Genomic DNA, 14,866 nt, shown 5'->3' with positions numbered 1-14,866 from the left:
CATTTGCCTGACCGGTAAATGTCAGTTCTTCATGGGGGCTATTTCCTTTTTATACACATACCGCATAAACACAATACTGCATAGAACTGAAACGCATTCGGCAATGGGAAAGGACCACCATATGGAATGAAGTCCTCCCGTTTTTGAGAGAATATAGGCCGCCGGCAAAAGCACAGCCAACTGTCTGATTACCGACATAATAAGGCTCAGGACCGCATGTCCAAAGGCCTGAAAAACCGACGAAAGCACGATTCCGAATCCCGCGAGAAGAAAATGCAGGCTGATAATCCTGAGCGCATACATACCGATTTCCATCATGGACTCCGACGCATTGAACAAGGACAGCAGCTTGTCGGGAAACACCTGAAAAATTGTCATCCCTATAAGCATAATACAAACGGCATAGCAGATACTCAGCTTTATTGTCTTGGTAATGCGTTTTCTGTTTTTCGCGCCGTAATTGTATGCAATAATCGGTATCATTCCGTTATTCAGACCGAATACAGGCATAAAAATAAAACTCTGCAGCCTGAAATAGACCCCGAAAACCGCGGTGGCAGTGGATGTAAAAGCCATAAGTATTTTATTCATTCCGAAGGTCATAACAGATGAGATGGAAGCCATAACCATGGAAGGAATTCCCACCGCGTAAATTTTCTTTATGGTAAAAAAATCCGGGCGGAATTTTTTCAGGTTGATATGTATATCAGGGTTGAATTTCAGGTTAAAGAAAAGCCCCAGTCCCATTGCACAGGTTTGACCAATAACAGTAGCAAGCGCGGCTCCGGCGACTTCCATCCTGGGAAATCCGAATAAGCCGAAAATCATAATGGGGTCAAGGATAATATTGATAATTGCCCCGGCTCCTTGGCTTATCATGGTAAAGAAGGTCCGTCCTGTGGACTGGAGCAATCTTTCAAAGGTAACCTGTCCGAATATACCGAAGGAAAGCATTGTACAGATTGAAACATAGGCAATACCTTCCTTCAGAATCACCGGATTATCCGTCTGCATTTCAAAATAAAGCCGCGTGAGACTGAGTCCGAGAATGAAAAACAGGACAGCATAACACAGGGCAAGAAAAATGCCGTTATTGGCCGCTCGGTTTGCCTCATCCTGGTTTTTCTGGCCCAGACTTTTTGAAAGCAGGGCATTAATTCCGACCCCTGTGCCGGTTGCGATTGCGATCATTAAATTCTGTACCGGAAAGGCCAGAGTTACTGCCGAAAGCGCGTCTTCACTCAGTTTTGCGACAAAGAGACTGTCTACAATGTTATAAAGCGCCTGTACCAGCATTGAAATTACCATTGGAAGGGAAATTTCAATCAGCAGTTTACCGATAGGCATGGAGCCCATCTTGTTTTCTTTGAGTTCAGCATGTTCTGTCATAGATACACACGACTATATAGGAGTCGGCAATATATGTCCATGCAAAAGGAGCTGTTTTCTTTATAATGTTAATTTTTCTTTAAAAGCTGTTAAAAATCATTGTCATTTTTCCAAAAAATAGTATAGTGTAGAAGAAAGGTTTCTCATAATTTAAAAATAAACAGCCGTTTGTTCGCGGTATTGTAGTTTAAAATAGGAGTCTCAGCGATTAAGACGTCCTGAAAGGCATATGAAAATTTCAACCTTTGAACAACAGCAGGATCTCTTTGTTCAGGTCCTCGAAGAATTGAGCCGTCACAGCAACCCTTATGAGCCTATTTCAGGTATATTGAAAACAACCTGTGATTTTTTCGGCTTTGCCTGCGGTTTTATTTATGAGGCGGACCATACCCAGACTTTTCATCTGAGGGAGTCATACGTCCGTTTTAATACCTCGATATGTGAAACCATACAGATAAGCAAATACCTGAAACCTGACGAAATAGCGTATATAACCAATACTTCCGCCATTATTATACACAAGCAGGATGCAAAAAACGAACTGGAAAAAAAGCTGCTGCATTTTTTTCATATGAATACCATTTTGCTGATTCCGATTATTGATGCGGAAAAACAGTTAATAGGAATAGCCGGCATGATGGACCGCAGGAGCGAGGTTTTGCTGTACGAGCCTGAGGTAAATGCGGCCTGTTCAGTCATGAAGGTTGTCGGAAACCATATAAAACTGCGGGTTTATCAGCACAAACTTGAGGCGACCAAGGAATCCCTTTTATCCATTATGGATCATATGGGCATAGATATATATGTAAATGATTTCTATACTCACGAAATTCTGTACGCAAACAAATCCATGGCGGATCCTTACGGCGGTTTGCCGAATATGATGGGAAAAACCTGCTGGCAGGCTCTTTATTCGGATAAAACAGGCGAGTGCGATTATTGCCCGCAGAAAAAACTGATAGATGAAAACGGCGAACCAACCAAGGCGTACAGCTGGGATTATCAGAGGCCTTTTGATAAGTCCTGGTTCAGGGTTTTCAGCGCGTCTTTTCCCTGGGTCGACGGAAGGCTGGCCCATGTGGTAACCAGTGTTGATATTACCGAAAACAAGCGTAATGAGGAACTTATTAAGGAAATGGCTGGACTCGATACGCTCACAAAACTCCGGAACCGGCGGAGCCTGCTTTACGACTGCAGTGAAATGCTTAAACGCGCTGAAGAATCCGGGACAACAGGTTATTTTCTCTTTTTTGATCTTGATAATTTTAAGACAGTTAATGATACGCTGGGTCATCAGACCGGCGACGAACTTCTTGTTGCGATGGCGCAGGAACTTACGGAAAATCCCCTGACACAGGACAGGATATACCGGCATGCAGGAGACGAGTTTGTTCTGCTGTGTGAGGATACTTCGTCCGAAAAACTGCAGGAAATTCTTGATTATCTGCTGGGCCGGTTCCAGCAGCCCTGGCAATTGTCTGATTCAGCCCCGGTCTGCCCGCTGAGTATCGGCGTCGCGTCCTTTCCGAAAGATGGCGATACGGTAGAGCAGCTTCTGCATGCGTCCGATACCGCGATGTATTCAGCAAAACGGCAGGGGAAGAGTCGCGTGTGTTATTATGAAGCCCAGCCGGTAAAATCCCTGTAAATCGGGCTTCTTTCAAAACCCGGTTAGCTTTGAAAGAAGCTTTTCAAAGAGAAAACTATCAGATTCTTTATATCTGATAGTTTTCTCTTTTTTTACGCCTAAGGCGGCAATTTCAAAAACTTTTTCAGTTTTAAAATTGCCTCAATACCCAAAAAAACAGCTGTTTTACCGGTCTTTCGTGCAAAATAAATCCTAAGTACCCCAAGGCATTTCACCGATATTAACCATAAGGAGTTACCTGTATATGGTTAGAGGATGGTACACAGGCGCCAGCGGCATGAACGCGCAGCAATACAGGCTGGATGCGATTTCGAATAATCTTGCGAATGTGGATACAACAGGCTTTAAGCGGGATATCGCCGTCAGCAAAAACTTTCCGGAATTACTGCTCAGAAGAATGAATGACGACGGAGTATATAAAAATACTTTCGGGTCGGCTGATGCCGCACCAATCATAGGAAAAATAGGCCTCGGCGTTGAAGTGAATGAGCTGTTTACGAATTTCGAACAGGGTTCTTTCAAACAAACAGGAAACGACACTGACATGGCCCTTGAGGGACACGGATTTTTTGCCGTAGAAACCCCTCATGGTGAACGGTATACCAGGAACGGCAATTTTACGATTGGCGTTGAAGGCTATCTGTTGACAAAAGAAGGCTATCCCGTTCTGGGAGAAAATGGAAGAATTTTCCTGCAGGATACAAAATTTACCGTAAACAAAAACGGCGAAGTATATGCCAGGCCGATAGCGGATACCGATGCGGATCCTGTTCTTGTCGACAGAATGAAACTGGTTGTTTTTGAAAATGACCGTTATCTGGCAAAGCAGGGTTCAAGTTTATACAGGGAAACGCCTGTTTCCGGCCCGGCCTTTTCCGCGGAAGGAAATGAACGTCCTGTAATAACCCAGGGTTTTGTGGAAGCTTCCAATGTTAATGTTGTAAATGAAATGGTACAGATGATTGAGGTTAACCGTATGTATGAGGCGAACCAGAAAACAATCCAGACTGAAGATACCATGATGTCGAAATTATGGAGCGAGGTCGTCCGCGTCAGGTAAGTGCGGCGAAATAAAACCGGATAAAACCAAATAAACGGGGGCAAATATTTTATGGTGAGAAGTTTATGGACAGCTGCAACAGGCATGAACGGACAGCAGGCAAATATCGATACCATTGCAAACAACCTTTCAAACGTAAACACAACAGGGTTTAAAAAACAGCGAGTTGAATTTGAAGATCTGATTTATCAGACGGTACGGACCGCAGGGACTCCGGCAACTGAAGATACGATCACACCGGTTGGTGTCCAGATGGGGCATGGTGTCAAGGTTGCTTCAACCCTCCGGATGTTTGATCAGGGATCGCTCCAGAATACGGGCAATATCAGTGATGTGGCAATCCAGGGTGAGGGATTTTTCAGAGTTCTGCAGTATGATGGTTCCTATGCCTATACCCGTGACGGCTCTTTTAAAATAGACGCCGACCGCCAGCTGGTGACCTCAAACGGGCTGAAAGTTCTTCCCGAAATAACCTTTCCCGAAGGCTATATTCCCGAGCGAATAACCGTTACCCAGGACGGAAGGGTCACTGCCTATGTTAACGATCTGGATGAACCTCTTGATATAGGTATTATCGAGTTATACCGTTTTCAGAATTCCGCCGGACTTTCAGCTGTCGGTGAAAATCTGTTCAAGCAGACACCGGCAAGCGGTATTGCAATTGCCGGCAGACCGGGAACTGAAGGTTTCGGAAAAACCATTCATAAATTCCTTGAAATGTCCAATGTTTCAACAGTCAGTGAAATGGTTAATATGATAGTGGCGCAGCGGGCCTATGAATTCAGTTCAAAAGCTATCCAGACTACCGACAGTATGCTGGGTACAGCGGCAGGACTGAAACGGTAAGGAATAAAAATAAGGGGAGAGACGGCCGATGAGTACTTCAATGTTTTTGCAGAGCGTTTCAGGGAGCGGTTTTTCCGGCAGCACCGGAATTCTTGCGGATAATGCCCGCGCCCAGGAAACGGAACGCCGCTTTTCCGCCCTCATTGACGGAATTGCCGCGGGCCTTGACGAGCCAAAAACTGCCGCTTCACCGTCAGTCCCTTCCGGACAGGATACCCGTCTGCCCGGAGATTATATAAGTTCTTTTTCCATAACAAACCCGTCCGAAAATGACTATCAGGCAGCGCCTTCCGGGGCTGCTGCAAACAGCGGGCAGACAGGTAAAATTGATAAAACCAGCAAGCTATATGAACAGGCCCTTGAACTGGAATCCTATTTTGTCAAAATAATGCTTTCCTCAATGCGGAATACTATTACAAAAACAAACCTCTTCGGCGGAAGTGATTTTGCGTCAAAAATGTATGAAGACATGATGTATGATGAGCTTTCGAGGACCGTTACAAAGAACGCGGGATTCGGTCTTGCAGACCAGGTATACCTGCAGCTCGCTGAAACAGTATCAGAATAGGATTTATGGCAAGTATTCAGCCTTTTTTCTGTCTATAAAGATTTGGAGTTGCCGCTTCATTAAGCTGGGCAGTTTTTTGCCGGAAAGTTCAAAAATACATACCGTTAAAACAGCGAAATAATTTTCTCTGCTTTAACGGTTCCGGCCTTTAAAAATCAGATATGGTTACCATACGTCAAAATCGCTTAAATTCACTGTTGTCACTTCAGAGGCAAATGAAATCATATCAATACTTTCGTAATAATCTCCTGCGTCCAGGAATTCAATATCTACCCAATAGCTGCCTGTTCCGGTCCACTGGCTGCCAAGCATGGAATATAACGGGATTGTGACGGTTCCGCCGGAAATCGCTACAGGATAACCTATAGCAACCAGACTGGCTATACCATTATCTTCATAAATATAAACCCCGCATTCATCACCATTATATAATGAAATTCCGGTTATTTTGAGGCTTTTTTCCGGCTCTTCATCAAGCGCGCACCCGGAAAAAAACAATACTCCCAAAACCAGCATAGCCCCTACAAGTTTTTTTGTGACATTTTGTTTCCTCAACTTTTCACGTCTCCTTATGCGTTATGTTATACAATGAATAAACCGGGAAAGAGGTATCTTTTCTTCCGCAGGCTATAAAAATGTATTAGAACAGTGTACGGGGATATCCGGTATTTTTCAATATTTTTTGTAAAATATTCTGAAAAACAGGAATTGCCTGCGGTTTTTTTGCCGGTTTCAAATATTTCTGGAATGAAACGGAAATACATGCTATACTGATGCAAAGCCAATTTTTAAAGAGGTATTTTATGAATTCGACATTTGCAGTCAATGCCTTTCTCGGCCGCAATGATTTTCCAGCGTACGGCCCCGATGTTAATTCTGTTATTAATACAATGATGTATGATATTGAAGAAGGTCTGAAGCGTGACCCGACCTATCCTCCCGGGAGCGGCCCCTCCCTTGATATGATACCTACCTGGTCGGTACCCCCGGCTTCAGCCCCGAAAAACCAGCAGGTTATTGTAATCGATGCCGGCGGGACCAATTTCCGTTCCTGCCTTGTAACATTCAATGAAACCGGAGAACCCGAAATATCCCAGATGGAAAAATGCGCCATGCCGGGTTCAGACAGGGAATACAGCAAAAAAGAATTCTTTGCAACCATAGCCTCTTTTCTTGATCACCTGAAAAATAAGGCAACCAGGATCGGTTTCTGTTTTTCCTATTCCATGACAATTACTCCCGAGGGAGACGGAAAGGTTATCAGGCTTTCAAAGGGGATCAAGGCTGATGAGGTAATCGGTACGCTGGTAGGGGCAAGCCTGTCCGATGCCCTGGTCGCGCGGGGATGGAAACGGCCCGAAAAAATAACGCTGATAAACGATACGGCCGCGGCCCTTATGGCAGGCGCGGTCGCCGCCAAAAACGGAAAGGCCTATGATTCCTATGTCGGGTTTATCCTCGGAACGGGAATGAACGCCGCCTATATTGAATCTGAAAAAATTGAAAAAATTGCCTCCATGAATATTAATATACCGTCATCCCAGATTGTGGTCTGTGAATCGGGAAAATGCAATAAAATAGCCCGCAGCAGATTTGATCAGGAAATTGATAAAATAATGGATTCTCCCAATGTGTTTGAACGGATGTGTTCCGGCGCCTATCTGGGACCTCTCGGACGGCTGGCCCTGAATGGGGCGGCAAAAGACGGACTTTTTTCAGAGCCTGTCGCAAAAGAATTCCTGAAAATGGAGAGCCTTGATCTCATAGAAATGGACGATTTCTTTTTTACGCCGTATAAAACCGATACAAAACTCGGTAAAATTCTGGTTAACGGAACGGAAGATGACAGGGAAAAAACATTCAGGCTTCTCGATGCCTTTGTAGAGCGGGCCGCCCGGCTTGCGGCGGCAAATATAGCTGCCGTTGTAATTAAAAGCCGCAAGGGTACAAATCCGGTAAAACCTGTCTGTATTTTCTGTGAAGGTACGACCTTTCTAAAAACCCACAATCTCAGGGAACGGGTTATAGGCTATCTTAATACTGTGCTAACTGAAGAGAGGGGGATATGGTTTGAAATTGTTTCAATTGACCATGCCGTTACCCTCGGCTCGGCAGTCGCGGGCCTCCTTTAACAGGTAACTTTCTTTTTTCACGGTTGTTTATTTGATACCCGCCGGTAATGCAGAAGCAGGAAAGCGGGTCCATGTTGTTTTGTAATATGGAATCCAAAAACAGGTTCCCGGATTCAGGCGGATATCCGAATCCGGGGGCAGTGTAACTGTATAGCCGATTTTGGCAAGCCGTCATTGAAAAACAGGTATTTTCCGCTGTAATTCAGTCCATTATTTTACGTTTTATAGTGATTCCTGTTTGGATTTCGCCGGTAAAATTGCTATACTGAATTTAATTAATATGATATGATGGTTTGAAATGTTTTTTTTATATTTATCGCTGGCACTAATATTTCTTCTTGTTTTCGCCCTTTTATTGTCAAATAAGGGCACCGAGATAAAGAAATTTTTCCAGTTTTATATAACCGGTCTTGATTCCGGCTTCAGTCTGAGCCAGATCAGGGTCCTTGCAAAAGTGGGCGAACTGGCAGGGCTTGAGGACCGGTCAACCCTTTTTTGGTCCGTTGCGGCCCTTGACCGCTGCACTGCCGAAATTGTCCGGCAGAGCAGGGTGGAAGGAACAGAAAACGATCCCAAGGTCCAGAAACTGCTTTCCGCATTGTATACATACCGCACACAGATTGATATTGAACAAACCAGAAAAAAACGGGGAGTCGAGACTACCCGGGCAATTCTGATCGGACAGAAGGTCCGTATCCTGCTCCGCGGAGTCGGTATTTTCAGCTCGACTGTTACCGGAAATACCTCAAAATTTCTCCGGCTTGACTTTCCGTCCCATCCGAAAATTCAGGCGACTTCAATTGAGTGGACAAACAGGATAGTGACCGTTTATTTCTGGAGGAAGGACGACGCCGGATATGAATTTGAGACAACTATTATTTCCGATCCTGAATATGAGGAAAAAGCTGTTATTCTGCTTGCCCATACCTCAAACCTGACCCGTACCCAAATGCGTAATACTATACGGGTAAAGTGTCATATCCATGCCCAGATGTATCTTTTAAAACCCGGGGACGAAACGCGCTCATTAATGGAGTCCGAGCCCGGAATGAAGTGTCTGCTTGAGGATATTTCGGAGGACGGGGCCATGGTCATGATCGGAGGCAAGGCCGTAAAGGGCCTGAAAATAAAGCTCCAGTTTATGATTAATGATGTTCTGATTGTGATGCCGGGTGAAATACGCGGGGTTGAATTTGACCAGGAAAAGAACCAGTCCAGAATTCATCTGCAAAGTGAAAAGCTTAATCCCAGAATGCGAAACGCTATTTTATCATTTGTATATAATGTTCTGCCGGAAGAGAAAAAAGAGGAACTTGATGCAATCCGTTTAACAGAAGAGGATGCATTGGCCGAAGCAAATCTTGCAGGGAATGTACCGCCTGATGCTTCTGCCGGAACGCAGGAAAAAGCCGGCGCAAGCAAGGATGAATTGCCGGATTTTGCTGAAAAACTGGTATAACTTGGGGGTATGCGATGATGAAAAAGCCGCTGTTTATTGTTTTGTTTATGCTTATAGGCATGGCCGTTTTTTCCCAGTCCAGTGATCCTGTTGTACTTTCGTATCAGCGTAATTTTATCAGGGCCAGTATCAGCACAAAACTTGAATTGCTCAATGATGCGGCCCGGATCAAAACAGTCAACATGACTCCTTTATATGTTGATGCCCTCAGTTTTTGCGGGAGCAATTATCCTGTCTTGGGAAATGATTCCCAGTTACTGGAAATGATTGCCATAGCGGCGAGGAATTCTGCCGTCTATAATGATCCTTCCGTGCTTCCCTATATACGATCTGTTTTTTCGCAGGTTACGGATTCAAATGCCAGAATCGCCTGTCTTACCGCTATGGCCGAATTAATCACCGATCAAAAAGATGAAATAGTTTTTCTGCAGAACTGGTTTTCTTCCGCAATTTCAGCCACTCTGGATGGAACCGCCTATACGGATGCGAAGGTTCTGGCAGCCTGTGCCAGAACGCTCGGACAGATTGGTGATCCCGACTCCTTCACGGTACTTTTCCGTGCCGCAACATCGCGGCTCGATACCAGTGTTGTTCAGGCCGCTTCTGATGCCCTGAATTCCATAACGGACGAGTACAAGGACAGAATCCTTGCCATTATTGCTCAAAAAAACATAAGAGATATATACTCAGCTTTTTCATTTGCAATGAAGAATGAAGATTTACCGCAGAATGATAAGGCGGAAATTGCCGAGGCAGCATTTATCGCCGCCCTTGAAACATCCAGGGTAAAGGACGGACAGGATGCTGTCCGGTCTTCCGTAATACGGGAATCAATGGCAAAACTGGCAGAAATGGAGTGGTCCCATGCCTCCCCTGTTATTGTGCAGTATTTTTATCAGGTTCAGGGTGATTATAAGAATGAAAAAGCCGGAGTTGATATGCTTATACCGGTTGTTTCCGCTATGGGCGCAATGGGAACCACAGAAGCTGCTCAGGCTCTCTCGATTTTTCTTGGCCTGCTTAATTCCGAAACAGAGCAGAAGAAAACATATAATGAGCAGTTAATGCTGGCCGTAATTCAGGCATTGGGAGACCTTGGCGACAAATCCGCTTTTGACTATCTCTTGTATGTTGGTTATCTTGACTATCCCGAAACGGTAAAAAAGGCCTCTCGCGATGCTCTCGCGAGGCTTCAATGGTAAGAAAAAAACAGACAGATTTTTCTCCGGTTTGTATTATGGCAGTTACCGCATTGGTAATGTTGTACCTGTCTGAAAATGTCCAGTCGAAAAAAATAGCGTTAATTTTTGTTTTCGTAATTATTTCCGCTATGTCCTTATTGCAGAATCTTCTATATTTGAAAAAATCCCGGTCCGCATTGCTGTCTGCTGTTTTTTTCGTTTTTGCCGGTCTGTGTATAGGAGTTATTTCTTCATACCATATCCAGATCAGCCGTTTTCCGGTTTTTACGCTGGCTGAGCCTGATAAAATTACCGCGATTTCCGGGAAAGCCCTGACTGATCCCGTTCCGGCCGCCGGAAGCTTATATAAAATGCAATATGAAATTGAACGCTGCCGGTACAGTGACGGATCTGAATTCTCGGCATCAGGTATATGTACTGTTTATATTCCCGCTCCATATATTACCGAAGCGCTGCCCGGCGGAATAAGTACAAAAAACGGACTCCGGGAAATATACGCTGCGGGATTGAGACATTCCTTTGACGGAAAAATGTCTTTAAATAACAGCAAGCCGGGTGAGCAGTTTTATGCGGTGAGGCCTGATTCCGGGTGGTATATACCTGAAAAAGCCCCTCCTTTTTTGCAGGACTGAGGGCTTCCTTGAGGGTAAGGCTGATACATATTTTATATGACTGGGGCGATGCGGGAGGACTTTTGCTTGCACTTCTTTCCGCGAACAGGGATTATCTGTCTCCGGGACTTGCCGGGTTATTCAGAAATGCCGGACTGGCTCATGTGCTTGCCCTGTCCGGCATGCACCTGTCTCTGTTCGGATTGGTTGCTATTACAATCGGCAGAAAGATCGGGGGAAGGCGGTTTTCAGTAAAACTGTCATTACTTGCGTTATGTATTTTTGTCTGGTTCGCAGGTCCTTCGTCTTCTCTCAACCGGGCCCTGTATATGGCGATTGGAATGCTTTTGCTGAAACAGCTCGGATTTGTTCCGAAAGTACTGCCTGTTATGGCCGCGTCCTGTGTATTTCAGCTTATTGTGCAGCCAAATGATGCATTAACGCTCTCGTTTTTGCTTTCATACAGCGCCCTGCTTGGAATACTGACTGTTGGGGAGGCCCTTGGGTTTCTTACAAAAAAATGGCTGCCTGATACTGTATTTTCAGGAATTTCCGCGTCTGTTGGCGCGCAATGCGTTTCAACGCCCTTTATTGCCGCCACTATTAAAATTCTGGCTCCGGTTGGGATAATCTCTTCCTGCGTTGTAAGCCCGCTTATATCGATATTTCTCATTGCAGGTATGTTTCTGGTTTTTTTGACTATTCTGTTTCCCTTTTCAGCGTTTTTTTGCGGGAAAATCCTGTCTTTTTTATACCGGCTCATTGTTATTCCCGTCCGGTTTTTTTCGGGATTCCCGTTAATAATACTGGAAGACTTGCCTGCTATAATCACTGCCGTTATACTGTCAATAACTGTTTCCTGTTCACTTTGCTGTTTTGCGGCTAAAAACCGCTGCCGGAGGTCTGTTGATGTCTGTTTTACCGAATTATGATTCACCGCTTGCTCTGAAAACCTTTCTCCAGGAGCATGGAATGGCTATGCAAAAGAAATTCGGACAGAATTTTATGATTAATCCTTCCATACGCCGCCGGCTGGTAGATTCGCTTGATCTGAATGAGTGTTCCACTGTATGGGAAATAGGACCCGGTCTTGGGGCTATAACCAGTGATTTGTTTTCCCGCACGGAAAATGTCCTTGTTTTTGAGATCGACAGGGGATTTGTTGCTGCCCTTAAAGAGTTTTTCCGGAACAGGAATTCATTTACAGTTGTTGAAGGTGATGTGCTTAAGAATTGGAAACAGGCTGTTTCGGCATACGGACTGCCTGACCGGCTTATCGGCAATCTGCCATATAATATAGCCGCCACAATTATTGCCGACATGATTTCCGAAGGCGAGCGGATTGATACAATGGTTATTACGGTCCAAAAGGAAGTTGCTCAGAGAATGACCGCAAAACCGGATACCGAGCATTATTCTTCTTTTTCCGTTTTATGCCAGTGGGCATATAGTGTTGAGACTATTACTGATATTGCGGCAGGAGCCTTTTGGCCCAGACCAAATGTAACTTCGCGGGCAGTAAAGATGAAAAAGAAAACTGAATGGCCCTGCTGTTCCGATACCGCGCTGTTTCAGTCAATACTTCGCGGACTTTTTTCCTCACGCAGGAAGACAATAAAGAATAATTTTACAGCCTGGCTTGCGTCTTCAACATATTACGGAAACCGGGAAGATTCCGAAAACATAGTCCGGAATATGCTATCCGGCTTAGCCATAGACCCCGGAAGGCGGGCTGAGACCCTTACGGTCTTGGACTTTTGCAGGATTAGTGATAAACTTATAGAGTTATATGGGTATTCGGGAAAATCTTAAAAAAATATATGAAGATATTCATACTTCTGCGTTAAAAGCGGGCAGACATCCTGGTGATGTAAAATTGCTTGCGGTAAGCAAATTTCATCCCGCTGAAGCTATTGTTGAGGCTTCGGACGCCGGTCAGTTCCTGTTCGGTGAAAACAGGGTGCAGGAAGCAGTTGCAAAATTTACCGGAATCCTTTCGGAAAATTCTTCAGTTTCCCTGCATTTGATCGGTACGCTCCAGCGCAACAAAGTGAAACAGATACTGCCTCTGGTATCGTGCATACAGTCTGTAGACCGCATACATCTTCTTGAAGAAATATCAAAACAGGCTGTTCTGCTCAAAAAAAACGTGAATATTCTGTTTGAATTCCATACAGGCGAGACTTCCAAGTCCGGTTATCTGGATAAAGAAGAACTTTTCCGCTCAATTGATTCTCTTGAGCGGTTTCCTAATATTACCTGTAAGGGATTAATGACAATTGCCCCATATACCAATGATGTCTCTGCAGTTGCGAGGGCTTTCCGGACCCTCGCCAGTCTCAGCCGGGAATGCTCAGGGCGGTATCCCGAACTGGACTTCCGCGAATTATCCATGGGTATGTCATCAGATTATCATATTGCAATAGAAGAAGGATCAACTATGGTCCGCATTGGTACCGCCATTTTCGGGGAGCGGAAATGATAAAAAAATATATTTCTGTACTTATGTTTTTTTGTATGCTCGCTGCCATTATCCCGGCCCAGACCTCGACTACTCCGGAACCCTACAGGGATGATGAATTTTCCGCATGGATGAAGGACTTAAGGCGGGCGGAAATAATCTCATTCGGTTCTTTGCCTTTTGTAACGTTTATGGCCGGAATTTACTACGATATTTACCGGTATTTTTCACACGACCAGGATGAGGCGTACATGCCCTGGCCGTTTAAGGATTCCGCAACATCCATCCCTCTTACTGAAGACGAACAGAAAAATATATTGTTTATTTCCATAGGAATTTCCCTAGGAGTGGCGCTGTTTGACTTTACCTACCGGACAATTGCACGGAAAGTTCGGGAAAACCGGCTGGAAAGAGAAAACAGACTGAAGAAGGATCCGATTATGATTCAACCCATGGACAATCCTTCTCTGAACGGCCCGACAATTCATCCGCTTACGACTGATATTGAGATTGATACTTTTCCAGCAGAAAGTATTCAGGAATACTATGAAGAAGAGCTTTCGGCTCCGGTTGAATAATGCCTGAAATACGTTTTATCGTGGGGCCGGATGCCGGCAGGGGAATACGGCTTGATACTTATTATTCAGCCCTGCCTGATTCACTCAGCCGTTCCAGACTGAAAAATGGAATAATATCCGTTATGGTTAACAACCGCCCGGCAAAGCTCTCGCGGACGGTGCGTCCGCATGACAGTGTCATCATTCTCTGGGAAGATCCTGTTCCGGAAAATGTAATTCCTGAGAATATTCCGCTTGAAATCATTTTTGAAGATGATAATGTAACTGTCATTAACAAGAAACAGGGAATGGTTACCCATCCCGCTGCCGGTAACTGGACTGGAACCCTTGTCCATGCGCTTCTCTGGCATTGGCAGGAAAATGACGGTTCCGCCTGTTACCGTCAGGGCATAGTACACCGGCTCGATAAGGATACTTCGGGCGTTATAATTACCGCGCGGAATCCGGAATCTTTGGCCTGGCTGCAGGAGCAGTTTGCTTCACACCGGGTAAAAAAATATATGCTGCTATTTTATCCGGTGTGCCTAAGGAAAAATCCGGACATATAAAAACAGAATATGCAGGGACCCTAAAAACAGAAAAAAATTCATATGTTCAGATAATCCGGAAAAAGGTAAATTTGCGTATACCAGTTATAAGGTTATGCGTATATACGGAAACTATTCACTTGTGCTTTTCCGGATACATACAGGCAGAACACATCAAATACGCGTTCACAGCCGCTATCTGGGGTGTCCTGTTCTTGGTGATCCCATATACGGGAAAAAAGATGTTAATTTCCCTGATGCTACACTTATGCTTCACGCGAAAAAACTGCGTATACGCCTTCCGGAAGAGGGACGGTTCCGGACCTTCAAAGCTCCGCTCCCTGGGCGTTTCAAAAAAATTATATGTGAATTGCGGAAATAATAG

Annotated in this window: 16 protein-coding genes; 14 read left to right on the top strand and 2 right to left on the bottom strand. The window is 44.8% G+C overall.

Going from position 1 to position 14,866, the window contains the following annotated elements:
• Positions 1–21: 21 nt before the first annotated feature.
• Positions 22–1,389 (bottom strand): MATE family efflux transporter, encoded by a 1,368-nt coding sequence (locus K7I13_RS01760; protein WP_255947499.1) that lies wholly within the window; start codon positions 1,387–1,389, stop codon positions 22–24.
• 229 nt (positions 1,390–1,618) lie between these two features.
• Here K7I13_RS01760 and K7I13_RS01755 point away from each other — a divergent pair, with 229 nt between their 5' ends.
• The 4 genes from K7I13_RS01755 to K7I13_RS01740 all read left to right on the top strand — a co-directional run bounded on the left by K7I13_RS01755 (position 1,619) and on the right by K7I13_RS01740 (position 5,511).
• Complete coding sequence (locus tag K7I13_RS01755) at positions 1,619–3,037, top strand: GGDEF domain-containing protein (RefSeq protein ID WP_255947498.1); 1,419 nt, start codon at positions 1,619–1,621, stop codon at positions 3,035–3,037.
• Between the two features lie 244 nt (positions 3,038–3,281).
• A complete protein-coding gene (gene flgF, locus K7I13_RS01750; protein ID WP_255947496.1) occupies positions 3,282–4,097 on the top strand; it encodes a flagellar basal-body rod protein FlgF in 816 nt (271 codons plus the stop codon).
• 51 nt (positions 4,098–4,148) lie between these two features.
• The gene (gene flgG, locus K7I13_RS01745; protein ID WP_255947494.1) at positions 4,149–4,943 is read left to right on the top strand and encodes a flagellar basal-body rod protein FlgG; all 795 of its coding nucleotides are present in this window, start codon (positions 4,149–4,151) and stop codon (positions 4,941–4,943) included.
• A gap of 28 nt (positions 4,944–4,971) precedes the next feature.
• The gene (locus K7I13_RS01740; protein WP_255947491.1) at positions 4,972–5,511 is read left to right on the top strand and encodes a rod-binding protein; all 540 of its coding nucleotides are present in this window, start codon (positions 4,972–4,974) and stop codon (positions 5,509–5,511) included.
• A gap of 165 nt (positions 5,512–5,676) precedes the next feature.
• Here K7I13_RS01740 and K7I13_RS01735 read toward each other — a convergent pair whose 3' ends face one another.
• Positions 5,677–6,066: a hypothetical protein gene (locus tag K7I13_RS01735; RefSeq protein ID WP_255947489.1), complete on the bottom strand. Its 390-nt coding sequence runs from the start codon at positions 6,064–6,066 to the stop codon at positions 5,677–5,679.
• Between the two features lie 248 nt (positions 6,067–6,314).
• Here K7I13_RS01735 and K7I13_RS01730 point away from each other — a divergent pair, with 248 nt between their 5' ends.
• The 10 genes from K7I13_RS01730 (at position 6,315) to K7I13_RS01685 (ending at position 14,863) form a co-directional block, all read left to right on the top strand.
• Positions 6,315–7,643: a hexokinase family protein gene (locus K7I13_RS01730; protein ID WP_255947487.1), complete on the top strand. Its 1,329-nt coding sequence runs from the start codon at positions 6,315–6,317 to the stop codon at positions 7,641–7,643.
• A 298-nt stretch (positions 7,644–7,941) separates the two neighbouring features.
• Positions 7,942–9,102 (top strand): flagellar brake protein, encoded by a 1,161-nt coding sequence (locus tag K7I13_RS01725; RefSeq protein ID WP_255947485.1) that lies wholly within the window; start codon positions 7,942–7,944, stop codon positions 9,100–9,102.
• Between the two features lie 14 nt (positions 9,103–9,116).
• Entirely contained in the window at positions 9,117–10,304 is a 1,188-nt protein-coding gene (locus tag K7I13_RS01720) for a HEAT repeat domain-containing protein (RefSeq protein ID WP_255947483.1), read from the top strand.
• The gene (locus K7I13_RS01715) at positions 10,298–10,936 is read left to right on the top strand and encodes a hypothetical protein (protein WP_255947481.1); all 639 of its coding nucleotides are present in this window, start codon (positions 10,298–10,300) and stop codon (positions 10,934–10,936) included. The genes K7I13_RS01720 and K7I13_RS01715 overlap by 7 nt, the downstream gene beginning before the upstream one ends.
• 8 nt (positions 10,937–10,944) lie before the next feature.
• Positions 10,945–11,847: a ComEC/Rec2 family competence protein gene (locus K7I13_RS01710; protein WP_255947479.1), complete on the top strand. Its 903-nt coding sequence runs from the start codon at positions 10,945–10,947 to the stop codon at positions 11,845–11,847.
• Positions 11,825–12,727 (top strand): 16S rRNA (adenine(1518)-N(6)/adenine(1519)-N(6))-dimethyltransferase RsmA, encoded by a 903-nt coding sequence (rsmA, locus tag K7I13_RS01705; RefSeq protein WP_255947477.1) that lies wholly within the window; start codon positions 11,825–11,827, stop codon positions 12,725–12,727. The genes K7I13_RS01710 and rsmA overlap by 23 nt, the downstream gene beginning before the upstream one ends.
• Complete coding sequence (locus K7I13_RS01700) at positions 12,705–13,397, top strand: YggS family pyridoxal phosphate-dependent enzyme (RefSeq protein WP_255947476.1); 693 nt, start codon at positions 12,705–12,707, stop codon at positions 13,395–13,397. Before rsmA ends, K7I13_RS01700 begins: the two co-directional genes overlap by 23 nt.
• The gene (locus K7I13_RS01695) at positions 13,394–13,954 is read left to right on the top strand and encodes a DUF8521 domain-containing protein (protein WP_255947475.1); all 561 of its coding nucleotides are present in this window, start codon (positions 13,394–13,396) and stop codon (positions 13,952–13,954) included. The genes K7I13_RS01700 and K7I13_RS01695 overlap by 4 nt, the downstream gene beginning before the upstream one ends.
• On the top strand, positions 13,954–14,502 hold the full coding sequence (locus K7I13_RS01690; protein ID WP_255947474.1) for a pseudouridine synthase: 549 nt from the start codon (positions 13,954–13,956) through the stop codon (positions 14,500–14,502). The genes K7I13_RS01695 and K7I13_RS01690 overlap by 1 nt, the downstream gene beginning before the upstream one ends.
• Positions 14,489–14,863: a pseudouridine synthase gene (locus tag K7I13_RS01685; protein WP_369413717.1), complete on the top strand. Its 375-nt coding sequence runs from the start codon at positions 14,489–14,491 to the stop codon at positions 14,861–14,863. The genes K7I13_RS01690 and K7I13_RS01685 overlap by 14 nt, the downstream gene beginning before the upstream one ends.
• Positions 14,864–14,866: the final 3 nt, after the last annotated feature.

This window comes from Brucepastera parasyntrophica, assembly GCF_022376835.1.
Lineage (GTDB): Bacteria > Spirochaetota > Spirochaetia > Treponematales > Treponemataceae > Brucepastera > Brucepastera parasyntrophica.
This window is presented reverse-complemented; position numbering and strand designations above follow the sequence as displayed.

Coding starts and splice junctions, on each gene's coding strand:
- K7I13_RS01760 (WP_255947499.1), bottom strand. CDS start 1,389: ATGACAGAACATGCTGAACTCAAAGAAAACAAGATGGGCTCCATGCCT.
- K7I13_RS01755 (WP_255947498.1), top strand. CDS start 1,619: ATGAAAATTTCAACCTTTGAACAACAGCAGGATCTCTTTGTTCAGGTC.
- flgF (WP_255947496.1), top strand. CDS start 3,282: ATGGTTAGAGGATGGTACACAGGCGCCAGCGGCATGAACGCGCAGCAA.
- flgG (WP_255947494.1), top strand. CDS start 4,149: ATGGTGAGAAGTTTATGGACAGCTGCAACAGGCATGAACGGACAGCAG.
- K7I13_RS01740 (WP_255947491.1), top strand. CDS start 4,972: ATGAGTACTTCAATGTTTTTGCAGAGCGTTTCAGGGAGCGGTTTTTCC.
- K7I13_RS01730 (WP_255947487.1), top strand. CDS start 6,315: ATGAATTCGACATTTGCAGTCAATGCCTTTCTCGGCCGCAATGATTTT.
- K7I13_RS01725 (WP_255947485.1), top strand. CDS start 7,942: ATGTTTTTTTTATATTTATCGCTGGCACTAATATTTCTTCTTGTTTTC.
- K7I13_RS01720 (WP_255947483.1), top strand. CDS start 9,117: ATGATGAAAAAGCCGCTGTTTATTGTTTTGTTTATGCTTATAGGCATG.
- K7I13_RS01715 (WP_255947481.1), top strand. CDS start 10,298: ATGGTAAGAAAAAAACAGACAGATTTTTCTCCGGTTTGTATTATGGCA.
- rsmA (WP_255947477.1), top strand. CDS start 11,825: ATGTCTGTTTTACCGAATTATGATTCACCGCTTGCTCTGAAAACCTTT.
- K7I13_RS01700 (WP_255947476.1), top strand. CDS start 12,705: ATGGGTATTCGGGAAAATCTTAAAAAAATATATGAAGATATTCATACT.
- K7I13_RS01695 (WP_255947475.1), top strand. CDS start 13,394: ATGATAAAAAAATATATTTCTGTACTTATGTTTTTTTGTATGCTCGCT.
- K7I13_RS01690 (WP_255947474.1), top strand. CDS start 13,954: ATGCCTGAAATACGTTTTATCGTGGGGCCGGATGCCGGCAGGGGAATA.